13 protein-coding genes are annotated in these 20,963 nt (G+C 41.1%); 5 read left to right on the forward strand and 8 right to left on the reverse strand.

Features of this window, described 5'->3' with window-relative positions:
* Positions 1-71 precede the first annotated feature (71 nt).
* Entirely contained in the window at positions 72-932 is an 861-nt protein-coding gene (locus IPM48_12425; GenBank protein MBK9272390.1) for a hypothetical protein, read from the forward strand.
* Between the two features lie 2 nt (positions 933-934).
* Here the strand turns inward: IPM48_12425 and IPM48_12430 are convergent, their stop codons facing one another.
* From IPM48_12430 to IPM48_12445, 4 genes are all read right to left on the reverse strand, one after another.
* Entirely contained in the window at positions 935-1,324 is a 390-nt protein-coding gene (locus IPM48_12430; protein ID MBK9272391.1) for a hypothetical protein, read from the reverse strand.
* 236 nt (positions 1,325-1,560) lie between these two features.
* Positions 1,561-1,977 carry a BrxA/BrxB family bacilliredoxin gene (locus IPM48_12435; GenBank protein ID MBK9272392.1) on the reverse strand — a complete coding sequence of 139 codons (417 nt, stop codon included), beginning with the start codon at positions 1,975-1,977 and terminating at the stop codon, positions 1,561-1,563.
* Between the two features lie 68 nt (positions 1,978-2,045).
* The gene (rfbA, locus tag IPM48_12440) at positions 2,046-2,915 is read right to left on the reverse strand and encodes a glucose-1-phosphate thymidylyltransferase RfbA (GenBank protein MBK9272393.1); all 870 of its coding nucleotides are present in this window, start codon (positions 2,913-2,915) and stop codon (positions 2,046-2,048) included.
* Between the two features lie 327 nt (positions 2,916-3,242).
* Positions 3,243-4,673, reverse strand: coding sequence for a GIY-YIG nuclease family protein (locus IPM48_12445; protein MBK9272394.1), 1,431 nt, complete (start codon positions 4,671-4,673; stop codon positions 3,243-3,245).
* Between IPM48_12445 and IPM48_12450 the strand changes: the two genes are divergently transcribed.
* Positions 4,672-5,910 (forward strand): DUF1343 domain-containing protein, encoded by a 1,239-nt coding sequence (locus IPM48_12450; GenBank protein ID MBK9272395.1) that lies wholly within the window; start codon positions 4,672-4,674, stop codon positions 5,908-5,910. The two genes, IPM48_12445 and IPM48_12450, sit on opposite strands and share 2 nt — an antisense overlap.
* 42 nt (positions 5,911-5,952) lie before the next feature.
* On the opposite strand, the gene selD is transcribed toward IPM48_12450, so the two are convergent.
* From selD to IPM48_12470, 4 genes are all read right to left on the reverse strand, one after another.
* Positions 5,953-7,005, reverse strand: coding sequence for a selenide, water dikinase SelD (gene selD / locus IPM48_12455; GenBank protein ID MBK9272396.1), 1,053 nt, complete (start codon positions 7,003-7,005; stop codon positions 5,953-5,955).
* Entirely contained in the window at positions 6,995-8,035 is a 1,041-nt protein-coding gene (gene mnmH / locus IPM48_12460) for a tRNA 2-selenouridine(34) synthase MnmH (GenBank protein MBK9272397.1), read from the reverse strand. The genes selD and mnmH overlap by 11 nt, the downstream gene beginning before the upstream one ends.
* Before the next feature lie 58 nt (positions 8,036-8,093).
* A complete protein-coding gene (locus IPM48_12465; GenBank protein ID MBK9272398.1) occupies positions 8,094-9,080 on the reverse strand; it encodes a hypothetical protein in 987 nt (328 codons plus the stop codon).
* A 66-nt stretch (positions 9,081-9,146) separates the two neighbouring features.
* Positions 9,147-9,359 carry a hypothetical protein gene (locus tag IPM48_12470; protein MBK9272399.1) on the reverse strand — a complete coding sequence of 71 codons (213 nt, stop codon included), beginning with the start codon at positions 9,357-9,359 and terminating at the stop codon, positions 9,147-9,149.
* An 80-nt stretch (positions 9,360-9,439) separates the two neighbouring features.
* On the opposite strand from IPM48_12470, the gene IPM48_12475 reads away from it, so the two are divergent.
* The 3 genes from IPM48_12475 to IPM48_12485 all read left to right on the forward strand — a co-directional run bounded on the left by IPM48_12475 (position 9,440) and on the right by IPM48_12485 (position 19,261).
* Entirely contained in the window at positions 9,440-10,297 is an 858-nt protein-coding gene (locus IPM48_12475; GenBank protein MBK9272400.1) for a hydroxymethylglutaryl-CoA lyase, read from the forward strand.
* An 11-nt stretch (positions 10,298-10,308) separates the two neighbouring features.
* Positions 10,309-10,761 (forward strand): GNAT family N-acetyltransferase, encoded by a 453-nt coding sequence (locus IPM48_12480; protein MBK9272401.1) that lies wholly within the window; start codon positions 10,309-10,311, stop codon positions 10,759-10,761.
* A 151-nt stretch (positions 10,762-10,912) separates the two neighbouring features.
* Positions 10,913-19,261 carry a hypothetical protein gene (locus IPM48_12485; protein ID MBK9272402.1) on the forward strand — a complete coding sequence of 2,783 codons (8,349 nt, stop codon included), beginning with the start codon at positions 10,913-10,915 and terminating at the stop codon, positions 19,259-19,261.
* The last annotated feature ends 1,702 nt before the right edge of the window (positions 19,262-20,963 follow it).

A 20,963-nucleotide genomic window follows, 5' to 3' on the forward strand; every position in this document is an offset into this window, starting at 1 on the left:
AATTGTCCACAATATATCAAATATAATAACATTTCAAAGATTTATAAATTTGCACAAATTATCATTGCAATATGGTCATATATAACCCCAAAGATTGGTGGAAACTCATCTTTAGCTTCCACAAATCTGATACATTTAGAATGACCTGGAGAGGCATGATGGCAGTTGGAATTTATACTGCTTTGGTTGCCTACATAGAAAATGAAATATTTCATGCCACCTTCAAAAACACAACCGCCATTCATTCTTTGGTGGGTTTTGTGCTGTCGCTACTCCTGGTCCTTCGTACAAATACAGCTTATGACAGATGGTGGGAAGGAAGAAAATTATGGGGAGGTATGTTGACAAGCACTCGAAACTTTGCGTTTAAGCTAAATTCCCTTCCAATTGACGAAGAAACAAAAGCTTCAATAAAGAATCTGTTGGTGAATTTTTTTATTGCGTCCAAAGAGCATCTTAGAAATGGAGTTAAAATCGAAATTTTAATTCCGGTGAATGAACCCTCTTTGCAAAAACTTGAATCCAGCTCGCATGTTCCAAATCTGATTGTCAAAACCATTTACCATATCATTCTAAACTTAAAAAACAATATTTCAGATGAAAAAATCAAGATGCTTGATCAGGAATTGGGAAATCTAACACATCATTTGGGGGCTTGCGAACGAATAAAAAGAACGCCAATGCCCTATTCATACAATCTCTATCTGAAGAAAATATTGTTTATTTATATTTTCACGATGCCAATTGGTTTTGTTCGTGAATTTGGATATTGGGCAGTTCCAATAGTAGCGTTATTGTTTTATGTATTTACAAGCATTGAAATTTTGGCCGAAGAAATTGAGGATCCGTTTGGATTAGAACCGAATGACCTGCCTACAGACGAACTTACAGAAAATATATCTAAAAATTTAGATGAAATTTTTAGGGATTAATTTTACTTTTTGTTTTTAGTTTTTTTAACTTTTTTTCCCGACTCTCTTGCCATTAAAGAAAGTTCATCTTTTAATGTTTCAGTAAAAGCCTTTATATCGGAAGAAATTGCATTAAAAACTTCTTTGGATGTGTCAGCATTAATTTCTGGTTTGTTTTTCAGTTTTTTCAAAATTGAATTTTGCTGATTTAATATCTGACTATATTTTATCAAAATAGCAGTCTCAGATCTCTTTTCTGCGACAGAGGTCTTGTCATTATTAGAAAACTGACCTTCTATGGTTGGATTGTATGCTTTTGGCAAATCCTCAGCTTTGTCCTTTTTCTTAACAGGAGCTACCTTTATGGTGCGATCCGAAATTCTGGTATTCAATTCCAAATTTTCCTTATCCATTTGGCCAAGAATTGTCGCCAAAGAATTATTTATGTAATCAACATTTCCTGAAGCAAAAGATTTCTCGGTGGCAGATTGAAGCCTGATAAAATTTTTAAGGTCCTTTTTTTCTTTTTTAATTTCCTTCTTGGTGTATATCGCTTGATATCTAATCAAGGAATCCTGAGAATTTCCCCTCATTATTCCAAAGGATATACAACACAGAAGGATCCAAAATTTTAGCAGCATCTTACCAATCAATTGCAGTACATGTTAAATGCCCCCACGAGATTCTGTGCGATCATTTGTGCTGATCTTCCTTCTATATGGTGTCTTTCCAACATATGCACCAATCTTCCATCCTTAAACAGTGCAATGCATGGAGATGAAGGAGGGTAGGGTAGCAAAAACTCCCGTGCTTTTGAAGTTGCTTCCGTATCAAATCCTGCAAAAACAGTTAAAAGTTGATCCGGTTTTTTATCATTCTGAATCGACATTTTTGCGCCAGGTCTGGCGTTTGCAGCTGCACAACCACACACCGAATTAACCACCAGCAAGGTGGTGCCGGATGACTGATTTAAATATTGTTCTACCTCAACTGGGGTTCGAAGACTTTTAAAACCGGAGTCAATTAACTCCTGAGCCATGGGTTTAACCAATTCTGGAGGATACATATTTTATACTTTTGAATGGAAAAACGCAGCATTAAAAAAAAAGTTTAGGAACTTTGGCAATAGCTTTGTCATGCAGTGATATCTAACAATCGTTGCAAGTACTCACCGTAAAAGCTTTTATGCAATTTATCGGCCTGGACCTGCAGTTCTTCTCTGGTTATAAAATTCATTAGAAAAGCAACTTCTTCTAGACAACCTATCTTAAGTCCCTGTCTGGCTTCAATAACCTGGATAAATTGAGAGGCTTGCATCAGGGATTCGTGGGTGCCGGTGTCCAACCAGGCTACACCACGACCCAGCATTTCTACTTTTAATTGGCCTCTGCTCATATACGCCTTGTTTACATCTGTGATCTCATACTCGCCTCTGTCTGATGGTTTTAGCCCTTCTGAGATTCGAACAACCTCATTGTTGTAAAAATAAATCCCAGGTACCGCAAATTTGGATTTTGGGTGCTTCGGTTTTTCTTCAATGCTGATGGCTTTATGGTTTTCATCAAATTCAACCACACCATATCGCTCAGGATCTGCTACCGGATACGCAAACACAATACCTCCCTCTGGATTGGTACAAGCTCTGAGCATTTCAGGCAGTTTGTGGCCATAAAATATATTGTCTCCAAGTATTAAACACACCTTATCATTGCCAATAAACTCTTTTCCCAATATAAAAGCTTGGGCCAATCCATTTGCATTTTCCTGAACCTTATAACTTAGATTGATACCAAATTGAGATCCATCCCCCAACAAAGATTTAAACATCGGAGTATCCCGCGGGGTAGAAATGATCAATATTTCCCTGATTCCTGCCAACATCAGGGTAGACAAAGGATAATAGATCATTGGTTTGTCGTACACTGGCATCAATTGCTTACTCATGGCCAGGGTAAGTGGATAGAGTCGCGTTCCTTGCCCTCCGGCTAAAATAATTCCTTTCATTTTCACTATTTTATCTCCTAATCGAAGGGTAAAATTAGGGTCTATTGGCCCAAAATAGAGCAGAAAGTATATTATTTCAAACTATTCAACATAAATAATATTACAATCGTCACATTATCAATTCAATATCCAAAATACAAGATGTTGCAGTAAATTATTCAACCGTAAAAACTTAATACTATTACTGAAATATTAACAATAACAGATATTTGGAATTGTAATCTCATTTCTCAAGATTTGCAATTTTCAATTTGAATCAGGGCCATGAATTATTAAGAATAAAAGCGCTAAATGAAGAACTCGTCAACTGATTATCTTATGATAAGATTAGTTTGTCAAATTATAATTCTCCATTCCATTGAATTGGGTAGCTAAAATGGTCTTTGTTTGAGGATATTTCTTCAAGTAATTTAGAATGATACCATTGCTTTCAATATTGCCCGTGTATTTTTCCAAATGCACTTTAACAGATTCCAAATCATAAGCTTCAATATCATTCGGTACGTAACCGATATAGCTACAAAATCCATTCTCAATTAAAATCACAGATTGCTCTTCGTTGGTTCTTCCAATATCTATAATCATCATATCCTCTTGGAAGAAGCGATTAATTTTCTGATGCATTTGTTCAAATCTCTCCTCGTAATTTTCAAATGATTCGTCTCCTGTACAAGCTCCTAAACACAATCCAATTTGCTTCCTGGCACATGGTTGATTTTTCTTCATAAGATCTCTCTGAACAGCATCACACAATTGATACTGATATATGAGATAATCCAAATAAGCATGTGCTTTGGCTGAATTACTAAAAAGTTGGATGGTGATTTCGTTTCCGATCAATTGATCTTTATGCCGGACCCTGTAAACTGGATATTTATTGATGTTTAACTCCCTTACTATGGCGTAGGTTTCTGCCCTCTGCCTTTGAGCTCGGTTTATTTCAGGCTTATACGCTTTAATGTCCCGCGATTCAATCAACGAAGCCATAAGCTCACTTCCTGTCAGCTGAAACTGAATGTTGCAAACTGACTTGATCATTTTTGATGATTTAAAATTAATCTCTGAAAAATGCTGAGTAATTCTCTCTTTTATGTGCTTGCTCTTTCCAATATATACGAATTCTCCGTCTTTATCGGACATATAATAAACACCACATTCATCCGGGAGCTGATCAATTATTTGTGGTTCCAATCCGGGTGGAATTCTGGAATCCCTAATGGCATGTCCGATGTAATTTTGCAAATGACCATCCTCAATTTCCTGCAACTCAAGCATTTTCTTAAAAATCTGTAAGGTGGCCCAGGCATCGTCATATGCTCTGTGACGATTAATAACCTTTATGTCAAAATTTCGAATAAGGCTGCCCAAAGAATAAGACCTTAGCCCCGGAAAATATTTTCTGCTCAATGTAACTGTGCACAATTTTTTCCTGTGAAATGAGTAACCAAGTTTTCTAAATTCCTCTTTAATAAACCCATAATCAAAACTAACATTATGCGCCACGAAAATACAGTCTTGCGTCAGTTCAATAATCTTCCTGGCTATTTCATAAAATTTTGGGGCATTCTCTAACATTTCATTGGTAATCCCAGTGATTTTTGTAATTTCAGATGGCACTGAACATTCTGGATTAACAAGTGATTCGAATTTATTTATTTCTTTACCATTTTCAATGACGATTATTGCAATTTCCGTAATTTTGCAATACCGGTAATGACCCCCGGTAGTTTCAATATCAACTATGGCAAATTTACCCATGAGCTATGCGCACAAATATTTAAATGTTTTATTGTTATTTGGTCTTATCAACACTTTACTTTTCTGCTCACACAAAAGTAAGCAGATCATACCAAGTAAGCTACTCCAAAATTCAGTCCTAAAACTTTCTCTGGACACAGTCCTTCCGGGAGCCTATCAATTGAGTGAATATTTGCCAATGCTAAAAGGAAAGAAAATTGGCCTTGTTGTTAATCATACATCCATCATTCAAAACACCCATCTTGTTGATTCATTGATATCACTCCAGGCAAATGTAGTTAAGCTGTTTGTTCCCGAACATGGATTAAGAGGTGAATCTTCTGCAGGTGACCTGATTAAAGATGGCAGAGATGAAAAAACCGGAATTCCCATAGTTTCACTTTATGGAAAATCAAAGAAACCTACCAACGAACAACTTAGAGACATCGATCTTATCCTCTTTGACTTACAGGATGTAGGAGTTCGATTTTTTACCTACATTTCTACTTTACATTATGTCATTGAAGCTGCTTCTGAAAATCGAAAAACATTAATTGTTTTGGACAGACCAAATCCGAATGGTCATTATGTGGATGGACCTGTATTGAAAAATGAATTTAGTTCATTTGTTGGATTACATCCCATTCCGGTTGTTTACGGAATGACCATTGGTGAATTGGGAAAAATGATGATTGGCGAAGGGTGGGTAAAAACGGATAGCAGTTTTGCCTACTTGATCATTCCTTGCAAAAATTACCAACGAAGTTTGGCTTTCAGTTTACCGGTAAAGCCTTCTCCAAATTTGCCAGATATGCGATCCATTTGGCTTTATCCCGGAATCTGTTTTTTTGAAGGAACAAGCTGGAGTCTTGGAAGAGGTACTGATTCTCCTTTTCAAATTTTTGGGCACCCCCAACTTACTAATTTTGACACCACTTTTACTCCAAGAGAAATGACCGGCGCTAAAAATCCACCCCATAAAAATTTAAATTGCAAGGGTTTTTCATGTAAAAATCTAAGATTGGATTCCTTGTTTAATTCAGGTAAAATTCCCTTGAAATTCCTACTAAAAGCACATTCTCTCCAACCTGACTCTTTTTTTAGCCCAGGAAAATTTTTTGATCTTCTGGCTGGAACTGATCAATTGAGATTTCAAATAATTCATCAGTGGTCTGAGGAAGATATCAGAAAATCATGGGAAAAAGATCTAAAAAATTTTGGAAAATTAAGAAAGCAATATTTGATCTATAAAGACTAAAACATTATGAGTAGTCTCTAAGCTTTGATGTTTGAATCGACCTTAATTTACCTCAATCCATTTTTCAGATTTATCAATGCATATTCCAATTGGGTGAAGGTCTAAGTTAAATTTGCGACATAGATCCACAAAACCTGTTTCAAACTGTGGATCAATGGCTACTAGTAATCCTCCACTAGTTTGTGGGTCGCATAAGATTTTTTGTTGAAGCTCCGAAATCTCACTCATTTTATGGCCATAACTTTTCCAATTTCGCACCGATCCTCCAGGTACACATCCCAAATTCAAATAGTGATGTATAACTTCCTTATCGATCAAAGGAATTTCATTCCAATTTAAAAGGGCGCTACAATCACTTGCTTCACACATTTCAGATAAGTGACCAAGAAGCCCAAATCCTGTTACATCAGTCATTGCATGAACTTGAGGAAGCTTACCAAATTCAATACCAATAATATTGGGTTGAATCATTAAATCTCTCGCAAGAAATTGATGTTCTGGTTTGAGCAGTCCTTTTTTTTGTGCAGTAGTTAATATTCCTACGCCCAGAGGTTTGGTCAAATAAATTAAATCGCCTTTTTGTGCACCACCATTTCTTTTAAGATGTTTAATTTCGACGATACCTGTTACAGCCAAGCCAAAAATGGGTTCCGGACTATCAATACTATGACCTCCTGCCAATGGAATTCCTGCATCTAAACAAACCGACCTGCTTCCTAAAATTACCTGATTTGCGAGTTCCGGGGGTAGTTTATCAATTGGCCACCCTAAAATGGCAATTGCCATAATTGGTCGACCTCCCATGGCGTAAACATCACTTATGGCATTCACAGACGCAATCCTTCCAAAATCGAACGCATCGTCAACGATGGGCATAAAAAAATCGGTGGTACTCACCACTGCGATCTCTCCATCCAATTGCAAGACAGCTGCATCATCCCTGTTTTCATTGCCTACAAGCAATTCTGGAAATTGAAAATTGTCACCTGTTTGCTTTAATATAGAGCTTAGTATCGATGGAGAAATTTTACATCCACAACCTGCACCATGACTATAATTTGTCAACATGTATTGCATACCATCCTCACTTTTCATAAACATCTTTATTGGCCAAAATTATCAAATCCCTGGCGATGAGGTCAAATTCAAATTCTTCAACTGGAAACTGCTCATAATGATTTGTATTCATCGCTTGTAATGAGTGACTATATTTTTTGTCATAATAAAAAAGAGCAATCTCAGCAGCTAGCTCGTAATTCTTTTCTTCAATGGCCTGAATGGCGATTTCCAGTTTTTCCAAACCAAGTCTTTTAGAAATTTTACGAAAAGAATCAACCAATTCCTGCTTAGGATAATCGGCATAAACTTTAACCAAATGTTTGATCCGATTTTTTTTATCTACTTTCAACTCAATCATGCGAGACCCCGTGATTTGCTGCCAAACCAAATCCGGAATCCTGACCAAACCAATGGCTTTGCTTTCGCTTTCCAGCCAAATTATACGTTCACGGTCCATGGATTGAATTCTGTGGTGAAGATTATTACCAAACTGTTCAAAACTAGGTTGCTCTTTTTCACCAATGGCTCCAAATGCTGATCCCTTGTGACAGGCCAATCCCTCCAAATCGATGACTTGCTCGCCAAGTTCTTCGAGCTTTCTCAGAATTTGTGTTTTTCCAGATCCAGTTTTACCCGCTAAAACAATAAATTCAAATTTTGAATATTGAAAAGTATTTAGAATCCAATGTCTATAGGATTTATATCCGCCATCTAAAATTTCAACATTAAAATTTGCCTGATTCAAAAGCCAAGCAACGCTTTGACTCCTTTGGCCACCTCGCCAACAATACAATATGACTGACTTATTTGGAGAAATTTTGATCGAATCTTCTACCAAATTGCGCAACTTAGGACCCACCAATTCAAGCCCCTTGAGCAATGCCTTTTCTGGATCAGATTGTCTGTACAATGTGCCGACAATTGCACGTTCCTCGTCTGAAAATAATGGTAAATTAATCGCTCCGGGAATATGGCCGTTCAAATATTCAGAAGGTGATCTAACATCAATAATTTGTCGGTTGGAATTAAAATTCAGGTGTTCAATGTTTATTGTATTTAAATGCATTTAATTCTCCTGACAAGGGAATCCGCTAATATTTGACCATAGGAAAAGAAATACAATTTTAATTGAGCCTCTTTTCCATTCCAGCAATTTTAACAGTGACCATTCCACATTCTTTGCGGGCAGCCGATGGATTGGCGACATATTTGCAACTTTTGATTTGAGCCATTGCTGCTCTCACAAACTTAATGTCCCGTGTAAGTGATTTTTTTGAATTGAAGGAGGTATAGGTAATATAACCCTGTCTATCAATACAAATGTTAAATACAGCACTTTGCAAAACGGGCCCAGCCAAAGTTCTCGCATCAATAGAACAGGATTCTCTTCTTCTTCTAAGTTCTCCTAGTTCATCAAAATTGACTCCGACTCCATCTCCGGTTCCGCTGCCTGTACCAGAACCTTCACCGCCGCCACTGCCACCTCCGCCGCCAGTACCAGTACCGCCACCGGCTCCAGTTCCAGATCCTGAGCTGGAACCACCTGATCCGGTTCCTGCACCAGACCCTGTGCCAGTCCCACCAGTTCCAGGTGTATCCTCATCTCCTGAAGATGAGTGTGTTGTCGTTTTTGTAGGCGTTGTCGTGGTTGAACTTGTTCCTGTCGATTCGGTAGGGGTGGTAGTAATGGTTACTTTGGGTGGCGTGGGCAAAGTGACAATATCCGGTTCTGTAGTGGTGACTACTGTTTTAGGTCCTGAAGGAGTCGGGATTTTTTCAACCGGGGTTGTTTCTACTTTTTTGTCGGCAACTTCCACAGGTTCAGGAGTTGGTGAGGGCTTTGATTCACCTTCAGAGCCACCTTCTTTCGTTTCCAATCCTTCAGCTCCTTTACTGCCGCCAGCATTTTCATACTGTTTCATTTTTTCCAACGGAACAAAACTCACCAGACTTAAATAGGGCGGAGAATCTGGATCTTCGGGAGGTATAATTTCAAATTTGAAGAAAAATATAATTAACAACAACAATAAATGTGCAATTATCGCATAAACAGTGCCTTTTATACTATTTTTTTGCTCTGTTTTGACATAACTGAAATAAATGGTCGACATGGATTGAATTGTAGAATTGAAGTGTAAAGTTAGCTATTTATATTGAATATTATATAAATAAATATATTATAATTTCTTTATATTAACTTTTTGTAAAGACAGATACACCAATACAATACCGATCAAAGAAAGTATTCCTTTTATCATAAACGCCCAAAAAAAACCCAATTTTTCGATGGGTCTCAAAAAAACAAACGAAACATTCACCAGACTTAGTATGATGGCAAGGCAACCGGTAATAAAGAATACAAATCCGATAATGGCCATCCAATTTTTCATAGAAAATTATTAAAATTTTGTCAAATGTAGTTCTAATCTAGAATTCTACTCAAAAAGCCTTTAGTTTTGAGCTTTTTACGATGACGGAGATAAAAATAATTGAATGCCCAAGAGACGCCATGCAAGGTATTCAATCATTTATTCCAACTCAAACAAAAATAGAATACCTCACAAAACTACTACGTGTAGGATTTGATACCATCGATTTCGGCAGTTTCGTTTCTCCCAAAGCCATCCCTCAATTAAGAGATACCCATGAAGTAATACAAGCCATCTCATCCATCAAAGGAAATACCAAATTATTGGCTATTGTAGCCAATGACAGAGGTGCAAAGGAAGCTTGTTTGCATGAATCAATTGACTATTTGGGTTATCCATTTTCAGTTTCCGAAACATTTCAAATCAGGAATACAAATGCCTCAATTGAGGAATCCATTCAAAGGATTAAGTTTATTTACCAGATTGCAAAGGACCATGGAAAAGAAATGGTAATTTACATTTCGATGGCTTTTGGAAATCCCTATGGGGATCCATGGAATGCAGACATAATTTCCCATTATATTGATCTATTAAGCAAAGAGGGCATTCAAAATTTTGCACTTTCGGATACGATTGGAGTAGCGAATTCAGATAGCATATCTTATTTGTTTGAATCTATTCTTCCAAATTGGGAAGGACTTAGTCTGGGTGCCCATTTCCATACCACAGCTCATACCTGGGAAGAAAAAATGCAATCCGCCTGGAATGCAGGATGCAGGAAATTTGATGGGGCAATCAGAGGATTTGGTGGATGCCCAATGGCGAAAGATACTTTGACCGGCAATATGCCTACAGAAAATATGATTCAGTTTTTTGAAAAATCGGGTGTATCGGTTCCAATCGACAAAGAGGCATTTAGGCAAGCAATGATGTACACCACAGAAGTGTTTGGAATTTAGTAAATGAATGTATGTATTTTACCGAAATTGATTTTGGAACACCTGAGTATGACGAAGCTATATCACTTCGCTCAGAAATCCTTCGCAAACCTTTAAATCTTGAATTTGAAATAGGTCAGATTGCGGAAGAATGGAAAGAATTGCATTTGGCTGCAATCGATGGAAACATCATTGGCACCTTGACATTTCAAAAACAAAATGATGGCTTGCTAAAAATGAGACAGGTGGCTGTGGTATCTGATTTACAGAATCGAGGCATTGGTGCTGCTTTGGTTACATTTGCAGAAAACTGGGCGTTGACCAATGGATTTCATCAAATAGTTTTGCATGCAAGAAAGGAGGCTACAAAATTTTACCTAAAGCTTGGCTACCACATCGAGGGAGAAATGTATTTGGAAGTTGGTATTCCGCATTTCACCATGGTAAAAAACCTATTTTCTAATCAGGTATTCCAAAGATCCTAATTAAAATATTTTCTGTTTTATTTGGCACAAAACCTGAGGTGTTTATTACTTTTACGGGCTGAAATACTTGTTTTTTTACTTATATAATTTATTATTATTTGTAATAAGTTAATAATAAGTATTTTAGAGAAATTTATCAACCAACCTGCTCATGAACTCAAGCCTTATTCATCTAAGACTTTTATGCAAATTTTGCATAATTATTCTAATTACACATTTATCAGTTCCTTTAACAGTCAATAGTCAGGTAACCATATCCGGGGGATCTACCGTGAATGGTGTCTATCCTAGTATTTCTGCAGCCATTATTGCTTTAAATGGTGCGGTCATTTCTGGGCCGGTGGTTATTGATGTAAACGCCGGTCACAGCGAAACCAGCCCTTCCGGAGGGATTGAAATGACTGCGACAGGTACAATGGTAAACACCATCACCCTCAAAAAATTTGGCGCTGGTATAAATCCCAAAATAATTGCCTATACAGGCGGCACAGGGACCCCAACGACCGTTGTTCAAGATGGAATTTTCAGATTGGTTGGTTCGGACTACGTGACCATAGATGGTATAGATTTGGAAGAAAATAGTTTAAATACGACCAATCCATCCACCATGGAATATGGATACTCTTTTTTTAAAGCCAGTACTTCCAACGGTTGTCATTTCAACACCATTAAAAACTGTACGATCACCCTGAGCCATATCAACAATGCCACCTCAACACTTCCTGCAACAGAAGGATCCAGAGGAATTCAAGTGGTAAACAGTACACAAATTGCTCAGACAACATCTCTCATTCCGGTTTCACAAGCTGGTGCAAATTCAAACAATAAATTTCATTCCAACACGATCAAATTGTGCAATTACGGAATTGTACTCAGTGGATATGCGGCGCCTTCTCCATTTACTCTTGGCGATACTCTGAATGATATTGGTGGTAGTTTTTTTGGCACAGGAAATACCATTTTAAATTTTGGAGGTGCCCCTGCAGCGACTAATCCTTCAGCTGGTATTAGAGCCATCAATCAATGGGGTGTCAACATTTCCTACAACACGATAAACAACAACGATGGCACCCATACCAACCATGTGACCACCTTTAGGGGGATTTATGCTCAATCTGGTACAAGTGCATCTGCCAATATCAACTTCAATCATTTGGATATTAAAGGAGGAGGTACAACTTCTCAATTGGCCATTATTGAAAATGGAATTGGGGCTACTCCGGCAGGTAATACCGTCAATATCATGAACAACGTAATTACCGGTAGTTATTTAACGGCCACCTCAGGCGCATTTTATGGTATTTACAATTTATCGGCCACAGCTGCGGTCGTAAATATAGTCAGCAATTCTATTTCCAATACCACATATAGCAGTGCAGGATTAACGGGTACTGGGGTAAACTATCTGATTTACAATTCTGCAAACTTGAGTACAATGGTGCTAAATATTGCAGACAATGAAATCATCAATCATTACAGAACTGGTACTTCAGGTGGAACTACCATAGGTATATATCATGTGACAGGCACTACAGGAATGCAGGTAAATGTTAAAAGGAATACCATCGAAGGACTTTCAATCGATGGCTCCGGAACAACAAGCACACTCTACGGTATCCAGACTTCTACGGGTACCATTCGCTGTGATAGCAATAATGTATCTTATCTTACCTGTTTTAAAACATCAGGAACAAGCGCACTTTACGGTATTTATAATGGTTCTTCGCCGGTTGATGAAACATACAATTACAATGAGGTTAACAACCTGACACACAATGGTACTGGTATTCTTTACGGTATTTATGCTTTTACCACTACAGGTATTAGAACGGTTAGAAACAATGTTATCCACAGTTTGAGGACAGGAGGAACTACAATCTCTGGTATCCAAATGTCATCTAGTGTTCCAACCATTTTTAATAACAAGATTTACAATTTAGAATCACTAAGTACAGGGGCCCCCACCGTTTCTGGAATTATGATAACTTCCTCAACAGCTGGAACCATCCCAATTTACAACAATTTGATTGGAGATTTAAGAGCGCCCAATGCCAATACATCTATTGCGACTGCTCCTTCAGTGAGGGGAATCAATTTTACCACTACTACCTCCTCAACCACCTTGGCAGTAAGCTACAATACCATTCTTCTTAATGCCATGAGTTTTGGAACCAATTTTGGTACAGCCGGAATTTTCCATACCACGAGCACTACAGCCACTTCCGCAATGCTGGAATTAAACAACAACAACATTGTTAACCTTTCAACACCAAAAGGAATTGGAAAGACCACTGCATATCAGAGATCAAGTGCTACTTTGACCAATTTTGGTACAAATTCCAACAGGAATAACCTATATGCGGGTGGTGTTTGTAATGAACGCTTAATCTTTTTTGATGGCACCAATTCGGATTCCACATTGGCTCAGTATCAAGCTCGCGTAAATCCAAGGGATGCTAATTCAGTATCCGAGACCCCTCATTTTATTAGTACAAACGGTGCTTCTGCTAATTTTTTACACATAGATCAGACCAAACCAACACTTCTCGAAAGTGGAGCAGCGCCAATTGCTGGAATAACCAATGATTTTGATGGAGATACACGAAATGTCACTACCCCGGATATTGGTGGCGATGAATTTTTAGGGTCTATTCCTTCTGCATGCAACGGAACACCAGTATCGGGAACAATTAGTTCTACCCCAACTTCAGGATGTTCGGGTAATAAAGCCACACTATGCGTCTCAGGACAAAGCAATACAAGTGGATTAAGTTACCAATGGAAGTTTTCAAACAATGTTGGTGGGCCATTTGATAACATTCCTTGTGCCAAGGACAAATGCTACATGACCGATACATTGTCTGCGGGGACTTATTATTTTCAATTAATGGTAACCTGTGATGCATCTGGACTTTCTTCTACAACTCCTACCTACACTTTTGTTGTAAACGGTTCTCCTACGATATCAGTTTCACCCCCTGCTCCGTCAATTTGTAGTGGTTCACCCGTTAGTTTAACCGCATCAGGGGCGATTTCATATAGCTGGGCACCAGCAACTGGTCTCAATATGACAACCGGAGCAACAGTAATGGCAAATCCAATTGCAACAACAACCTATACCGTTACAGGTACAGATGTGAATGGGTGCACGGGTACTCAATCAGTTACGGTTTCTGTAAATCCCAGTCCTCAAATCAGTTCAGTGACTGCTGTACCCAATCCTATCTGCATCGGTGGAAGCACCCAATTGGATTTAATGGATGCTGACACAGCTTATTACATCCTGCCGATAGTCTATGGTGTAATTGATTCAACAGGCTGGAATGCGGTAAATTTAGTTACCGCCGGTATCGCCAATATTGGTTTATCAGCTGGTACGTTGGATGATGGTTATTGGAGTGGAATTAGCATTCCGTTTTCATTCAATCTGTATGGTACGCTTTATAATACTGCCGCAGTTGGCACCAACGGAAATCTTCAATTGGGGACATTGGCAACCGGTGGATATAATGGTGTTTGGCCAACTGCAACAGCGCCAAATGGAGTCATAGGTGGGGTTCATGCCGATTTACGAATGGATAACGCTGCTACCAATGTTTATTATTTCACCAGAGGTGTTTCGCCCAATAGACAATTTATACTAGTGGTGGATAATGCAGGCTTTTTCTCCGGAGGCGGAAATGCTTCATATCAAATTGTGCTAAATGAATTCGACTATACAGTTGAAATTCACACAGGTCTTTTGACGAATACGACAACGAATAAAGTCCAGGGGATCGAAAATGGTCCGGGTACTGTTGCAGCAGTTGTTGCTGGCAGAAACAATACTCCTACCTGGAGTGGGATTCCCGACGCTTATCGATTTTCAAGGGTTAAGTCCTATTCATGGTCTCCACCCACCTACCTCAACAATACGACCATCAAAAATCCATTAGGTACTGGAATCCTTAATGACATTAGTTATACAGTGACTGTCACCGCTCCTAACGGATGTACCGATACAGAGGATATTGACATCATTGTAAATCCAAAACCAACCATAAGTTGTAATGAAACTTCCGGCAACCTTCCAAATGATTGTGTGATTTGTTCCGGAGCAAATGCAAGCTTGACAGCAAGTGGTGGGGTCAATTATCTCTGGAGCAATGGTGGAATGACTGCCTCAATTGTGGTTTCTCCAGCCATGACTACCATTTACACAGTGACGGTGACTGACGCAGATAATTGTACTGGCACCCAAAGCATTACAGTTATGGTCAATGCAAACCCCAATCCCTCAATCTCACCTTCCAATCCTCAAATTTGCCCGGGTGAATCTGTACAATTGAATGGATCTGGAGGAGGTAGTTACCTTTGGAGCACTGGCTCGACAGCTCCATTTATCCTTGTTTCACCAATTACTTCCACAACTTATTTTTTGACCGTAACCAATGCAAATGGTTGTTCAGCAATTGCAAGCGCAACCGTGAATGTAAAGGCTGGTGTTACCCTTGATCATTCAAGAATAGAACCAAGCACTTGCCAAAGTCAAGATGGATCCATCGACCTGATGGTGACTGCTGGGCAACCACCATTTTCATACAATTGGTTTACCCCAAATGGTAGCGGTTTGGTTAACGGTCAGGAAGACCAAAATGGACTAAGCATTGGTTCTTATTTTGTCACTGTTACTTCGACCAATGGATGCTCAGCCACAAGACAAATAAATCTTGTGGGCCCAGGAAATTGTTCAGTATGCCCAACCATTGGAGGGCTCTCGAAAAGTGTCAACTCAATATGCCGTTCAGCACCTTTTACCCTGACAGCAACTGGACTCGTGAATATGGGAACTACCTATGGTATAACTTTTAAATATTCAACCACCATGCTCACAGGGACTGAGCCTTATACAATGGGCTCTGTGATAGGTACGGTTCCAAATGGAGGTTTGACAATGGGTGGTACACAGGCAGTATTGAATACAGCCAGTATACCAATTTCTGGTCCCGTATTTCTGTATGCCATCTTGTCTCCGACGCCGACAGATCCGGCTTGCAGACCTTCAGCTGCCAATTCAGTGAATGTAGTTAGTTGCAATGTGATTATTTCTGATCCTTGTGCATGCTTAAACAATGCTACCACTTTAACCAATGGTCAATTTAGCGAAACAATAAAAGTAACAGCTCCTCCAGGACAAATCTGGAGATTAACTGCAAATACAGGATTGTACACCACTTCAAGCCCTCCACCTCCAGGAGCTCCTGTTTTAATTCCAATTAATACCATTTTGACTGAGATGCCCATCAATTCAGATTCCAGCATGTACATTCTTGCCGGCAGGCACGTTGATGCCATGGGATATAATGTAACTGTTAGCAACACTGTAACCTCCAGCTCTATTAGCAATACATGCTATTATCCAAACCCAACAATCAACAATCTCAATGCCAGATATTGTGTTACAGATCCTGCATTCACCTTGCAAGGCTCTGCTCAATTGGGAGATGGTTCCGGACCCGCCATGGGTGTGGGTACGTTCAGAATAAATGGAAATATTGCAACCATTTTTAATCCCGGCGCTTTGGGAATTGGAACTCACACGGTACAATATTGTTTTGACGCTGCGGACGGAATACCCAACGGCCAGCATCCCGGTTGCAATCAATGCATCAGCCAATCTGTTGGTATTGACGGCCCACCCACCATTACCTGTCCGGCCAATCTAAATGTTTCATGTGCAATAGATGTCCCAGCTCCAAACCCAGCATTGGTAACAATAAATTCAAACCCTTGTCCAAATCCTGCAATGGTTGTACATGTCAGTGATGTAATTAGCAATCAAACATGTCGTGACCGTTTTACTTTGACAAGAACCTATCGAGCTACCAATCCATGTTGTCCAAACAATCCTGTTACTTGTACTCAAATCATAACAGTCAATGATGTGACTCCACCATCGCCATTTTGTCCGGCCAATCAAAATCTCCAGTGTGCCTCTCAGATACCACCTGTGAACACAGCGAGTGTAATTACAGCAGATGGTTGTGGTAATGCCGGGATTGTAGTGACGCATGTAAGCGATACACGAGTCAATGAAACTTGTCCAAATCGATTTACCCTGAACCGCGTTTATCGCGCTACTGATATTTGCGGTAATTCTGCCACTTGTCTACAGGTGTTTACCGTGTTTGACAATGTTGCACCTTCACTTACCTGTAGAAATCTCACCATTTATGTGGATCAAAATGGAAATGCTACCTTAATCCCAAGTGCTGCTGTTGTCAACGTTTCAGACAACTGTACTCCGGCTGCTCAAATTACTCTTGGAGCAAGTACTACCAATTTCACCTGTGCCAATTTAGGCCCCAATCAGGTCACTATTTTTGCCACAGACGAATGCGCCAATGTGGGTATTTGTACCACTACGGTTACCGTCTTGGATACGATAGCACCTGTCATTATGGGCTGTCCCATTAAGTCACCTGTGACCCTCAACCTGGGCCCCGGTGCCTGTGAAATCAGCTGGGATGTCCCTCCTTTTATGGCCATGGACAATTGTCTCGTGCCCAGTCGTCTGTTTGGTGCCAGAAACACCACCACCGTTTGTCTGCCTCCGGCCTCTTACTGGTCTATCACAGGTGGAGCCAATAGCTGGGGTGTGATGTTTGACCTGGTCAATACCTCCGGTATGGCTTTAAATCTTCAATTGCTGGGTGAAAGGGCTTTTGCCAACGTGCCTCATAGAATTTGGTACCGTACCGCTCCGGGTGGCCATGCTCCTGTTCAGGGTACTCCTGCTGCATGGACCTTGTGCGCAACACGAACCCCTCAGTTTGGTGCTCAATTTACTACCATCATTGACAGCTTTAATCTGATTACAGGTGTTGTGCGCGATACCATGGTCTCTTGTACAGGTACCCGCATTGACTCCTCTTCCGTAGGTTGTCTGACCATGTTACCCGGTGAAACCCGTGGTATTTACATACACGCTCCCGGTACTCCGGGCACCAACGCTTCCTTGTTTAATGGGTGTACACCTGCTCAAATGGGAAATGCCCAGATCACCACTCCTTTGAATGGGGCCACTTATACAGGGGGTGAGTTTGCCGCTCCGTTTATCAACAGCTCCTTTGGATTTGGAGGTGCTAACTGGATTGGTGTCATTGGATACAATCTGGGAGCTTCCACCAACCTGGTACCGCTGGTGCAAACCTGTGGTGCTCCTTATGGACCGGGTTGTTTCTTCCCCATTGGCTGTGTCAGATTATGCTATGAGGCCCGTGATGCTGCCGGCAATGTAGGACGATGCGAATTCGAAGTATGCGTCAACGAATATTCCAATCCCATCAATGAGCTGGCTTGCAATGACCTCATCCAAATCAGTCTGGATGACAGTTGCAGGGCTACCATCCACCCAGACATGCTCCTGGAAGGAGGTCCTTATGCCTGTTATGACAACTACATTGTCACTGCAAGAGACTGGATCACCAATGCCATCATTGACAGAGACCCCAACAGACCGGGTGTCCAAATAGATCGTCGCGACATCGGTCGTGATTTGCGAATCACAGTCACCGATCCTCGCACCGGAAATAGCTGCTGGGGCAAAGCTACTGTCGAAGATAAGCTTGCACCAAAAATCAGTTGTTCTTTGACTTCAACTTTACTTTGCGGAGAGGATACCAGCCCGAATGGAAGTTCTGGACTACCATCCATAGAAGAAAATTGTGGATCTTATTCGCTTACATATAGAGATCGGAGGATTCCTGGTGGTTGTGATCTTGGTTTTTCAGAAATCATTGAGAGGACTTGGTATGTTGAAGATCAATACGGAAATAGGGGAGAGTGCATACAACAAATCACAGTTGCATTAGGCGATCTGGCCAGTGTGACCGTACCACCCAATTATGACAACATCGATCAGCCTATCCTTAACTGCGATGAGAAAATCGATCGCAACAAAAATATAGTTCCACACATGTTGGACAATCCTGTTTGTTTGGATGGATACATTCTGGACAGCGCTTACTGGCTGGCCAGACCCACCCAACTTGATCAGTATCCAAACAGGAGAATCCCAAGGGTTTTGGGATGGAATTGCATTGATGATCCTGCGGATGTCCACTTTGGTCACCCCAGTCCGGATCCGGTGTATTATCCACAGCATCGCCTGTGGCAACCCAACAATCCTTTGTGTTGGGGACCTGACACCCACATCATGTGGATTGGTACCGGACGTCCCGGTGGATCTACTTCCTGCCACAATTTGGCAGTCACCTACAAAGACATTGTTTTTGATCTGGCCACCCCGGATGTGATGCCGGACCCATTGGCTGTTACAAAGTGCTGCGTCAGTGGACCGTCATGGATTGGTGTACCAGTCTGGTGGGCGGCCACAGCCAAATTATCAAGGTGGGCGACCTGGTTGGACCTCAGGTCTTGTATCCTGATTCCGTCAGAGTCAATATGGACAGCTATGTCTGTGCAGGACGCTGGGAAGTCTCTCCAGCATGGTTGTTAGACAACTGCTCCAACGAGCTGCACTATAGCGTCGAAGTCGAACATGGCACTGTCCTGGGCAACGAAGCCACCGGTTATGTCGTCATCAACATGCCCGAGGGAATTCAATTCGCTTGGATTGTGGCTGAAGACTGCTGTGGTAACATCACCCGCAAACAGGTGGTCATCAATGTCGTGGACAGAGTTCCCCCAACTCCCATTTGTCGCACTTGGACGACCGTCAGCATCAATGGCAACCAAAGTCCTCTGGACAACTATGCCAGAATATATGCCCATGATCTGGACGAAGGCTCTTACGACAATTGTGCCCCTCATGTCTTCTTTAAAGTCATCCGTATGGCAGAACTTCTGGGTACCAACAACGGATCCAATTCCAACAATACCGTTGCCTGCAATGGCCGCAACGGGGATGACAATCTCACCCTCGCTGGCAATCAGGTCTATTTTGATGATTTCACTGACTTCTGCTGTGCAGATGTAGGACAGAGAGTCATGGTCGTTCTCAGGGTCTTTGACATCGATCCGGGGGCCGGACCCGTCACTCCGGTCAGAATGACCAGCACCGCTCAGCCGCTCCACGGTCGTTTCAGCGATTGTATGGTCGAAGTAGAAGTTCAGAACAAAGCCGTTCCTACCGTGATCGCTCCTCCAAATATCGTCGTCAGCTGCTGGTTCTGGTTTGATATTGCCAAGCTCACCAATCCCAATGATGAAACTTTCGGTAAAGTCGTCACTGACCTTACCCTCAGAAGAAAGGTGGTTACAAAAGATCTCGTTTGCTATAAGTATTGCGAACGAAATGACTATACGGGTTATCCGGGTTTTGTACCGAGCAATCAGGTGCCTAAACCAGCTCCAAATCAAGCCTGCGAGTTCTATTGGCAGTATTTTGACAGCGCTCACTGGGACCGCAAATACGAACTGGTCTGGGGATTTGATGGTTACGTCCTGGCTCCTTGCGGTGCCACCCCTACCATCACCGTCAACGATCTGCGCGAATGCGGACAAGGTATCATCCAACGAATCGTCAGCGCTACAGGACCCAACAACATCAATGTCACCGCCATTCAGACCATCTGGGTGGTTGACTGTGATCCTTTCTATATCGACGATGCCACTTGCAATGATCCTCGCTTCAGCGATGTCATCTGGCCAAATGGTATCTGCACACAGACTCCGGTCACCCTCAATGGTTGTGGAGCGGACATCAGCCCGGACAATCCTCAATTGGGTCGTCCGCAAATTATCAACAACGCTGATGACAATTGCGCTTTGATTTCGGTAGAATACCACGATGAGGTCTTTACCATCGAACCCGATGCTTGTATGAAAATCCTGCGCACCTGGACCATCATCGACTGGTGTCAGTACGATCCTTTCATCGATGCCGACAACGGAAGATGGCAAAGACTGCAAGTCATCAAAGTCAGAGATCAGGACAAACCGGTGGTCAGCTGCAACGTAGGACCATGTGAACCGGCAAGCATACACCCAACCCTGGGTGTTTGTGTAGGACACATCAGCCTCAGCGCAGATGCCACGGACAACTGTACTCCCGTTGACTGGTTGTTCTGGGAATACAAAATAGATGCCTACAACGATCGCAAAGGAGTCCACGGAGGTTGGGACTTCAGAGTCGGTACCCTCACTCAAAAACAATTCAACGCAGGGGATACCGTAGAATACAGCCACAATCCTTTTGC

This window comes from Saprospiraceae bacterium (genome assembly GCA_016715965.1).
In the GTDB taxonomy this organism is placed as follows: domain Bacteria; phylum Bacteroidota; class Bacteroidia; order Chitinophagales; family Saprospiraceae; genus Vicinibacter.

What these genes read in the sequence shown, in the direction of transcription:
- rfbA (MBK9272393.1), bottom strand. Translation starts at nt 2,915, where the DNA reads ATGAAAGGAATTATTTTAGCCGGAGGGCAAGGAACGCGACTCTATCCA.
- IPM48_12450 (MBK9272395.1), top strand. Translation starts at nt 4,672, where the DNA reads ATGAGCTATGCGCACAAATATTTAAATGTTTTATTGTTATTTGGTCTT.
- IPM48_12435 (MBK9272392.1), bottom strand. Translation starts at nt 1,977, where the DNA reads ATGTATCCTCCAGAATTGGTTAAACCCATGGCTCAGGAGTTAATTGAC.
- IPM48_12470 (MBK9272399.1), bottom strand. Translation starts at nt 9,359, where the DNA reads ATGAAAAATTGGATGGCCATTATCGGATTTGTATTCTTTATTACCGGT.
- IPM48_12430 (MBK9272391.1), bottom strand. Translation starts at nt 1,324, where the DNA reads ATGGATAAGGAAAATTTGGAATTGAATACCAGAATTTCGGATCGCACC.
- mnmH (MBK9272397.1), bottom strand. Translation starts at nt 8,035, where the DNA reads ATGCATTTAAATACAATAAACATTGAACACCTGAATTTTAATTCCAAC.
- IPM48_12445 (MBK9272394.1), bottom strand. Translation starts at nt 4,673, where the DNA reads ATGGGTAAATTTGCCATAGTTGATATTGAAACTACCGGGGGTCATTAC.
- selD (MBK9272396.1), bottom strand. Translation starts at nt 7,005, where the DNA reads ATGAAAAGTGAGGATGGTATGCAATACATGTTGACAAATTATAGTCAT.
- IPM48_12485 (MBK9272402.1), top strand. Translation starts at nt 10,913, where the DNA reads ATGAACTCAAGCCTTATTCATCTAAGACTTTTATGCAAATTTTGCATA.
- IPM48_12425 (MBK9272390.1), top strand. Translation starts at nt 72, where the DNA reads ATGGTCATATATAACCCCAAAGATTGGTGGAAACTCATCTTTAGCTTC.
- IPM48_12465 (MBK9272398.1), bottom strand. Translation starts at nt 9,080, where the DNA reads ATGTCGACCATTTATTTCAGTTATGTCAAAACAGAGCAAAAAAATAGT.
- IPM48_12475 (MBK9272400.1), top strand. Translation starts at nt 9,440, where the DNA reads ATGACGGAGATAAAAATAATTGAATGCCCAAGAGACGCCATGCAAGGT.
- IPM48_12480 (MBK9272401.1), top strand. Translation starts at nt 10,309, where the DNA reads ATGTATTTTACCGAAATTGATTTTGGAACACCTGAGTATGACGAAGCT.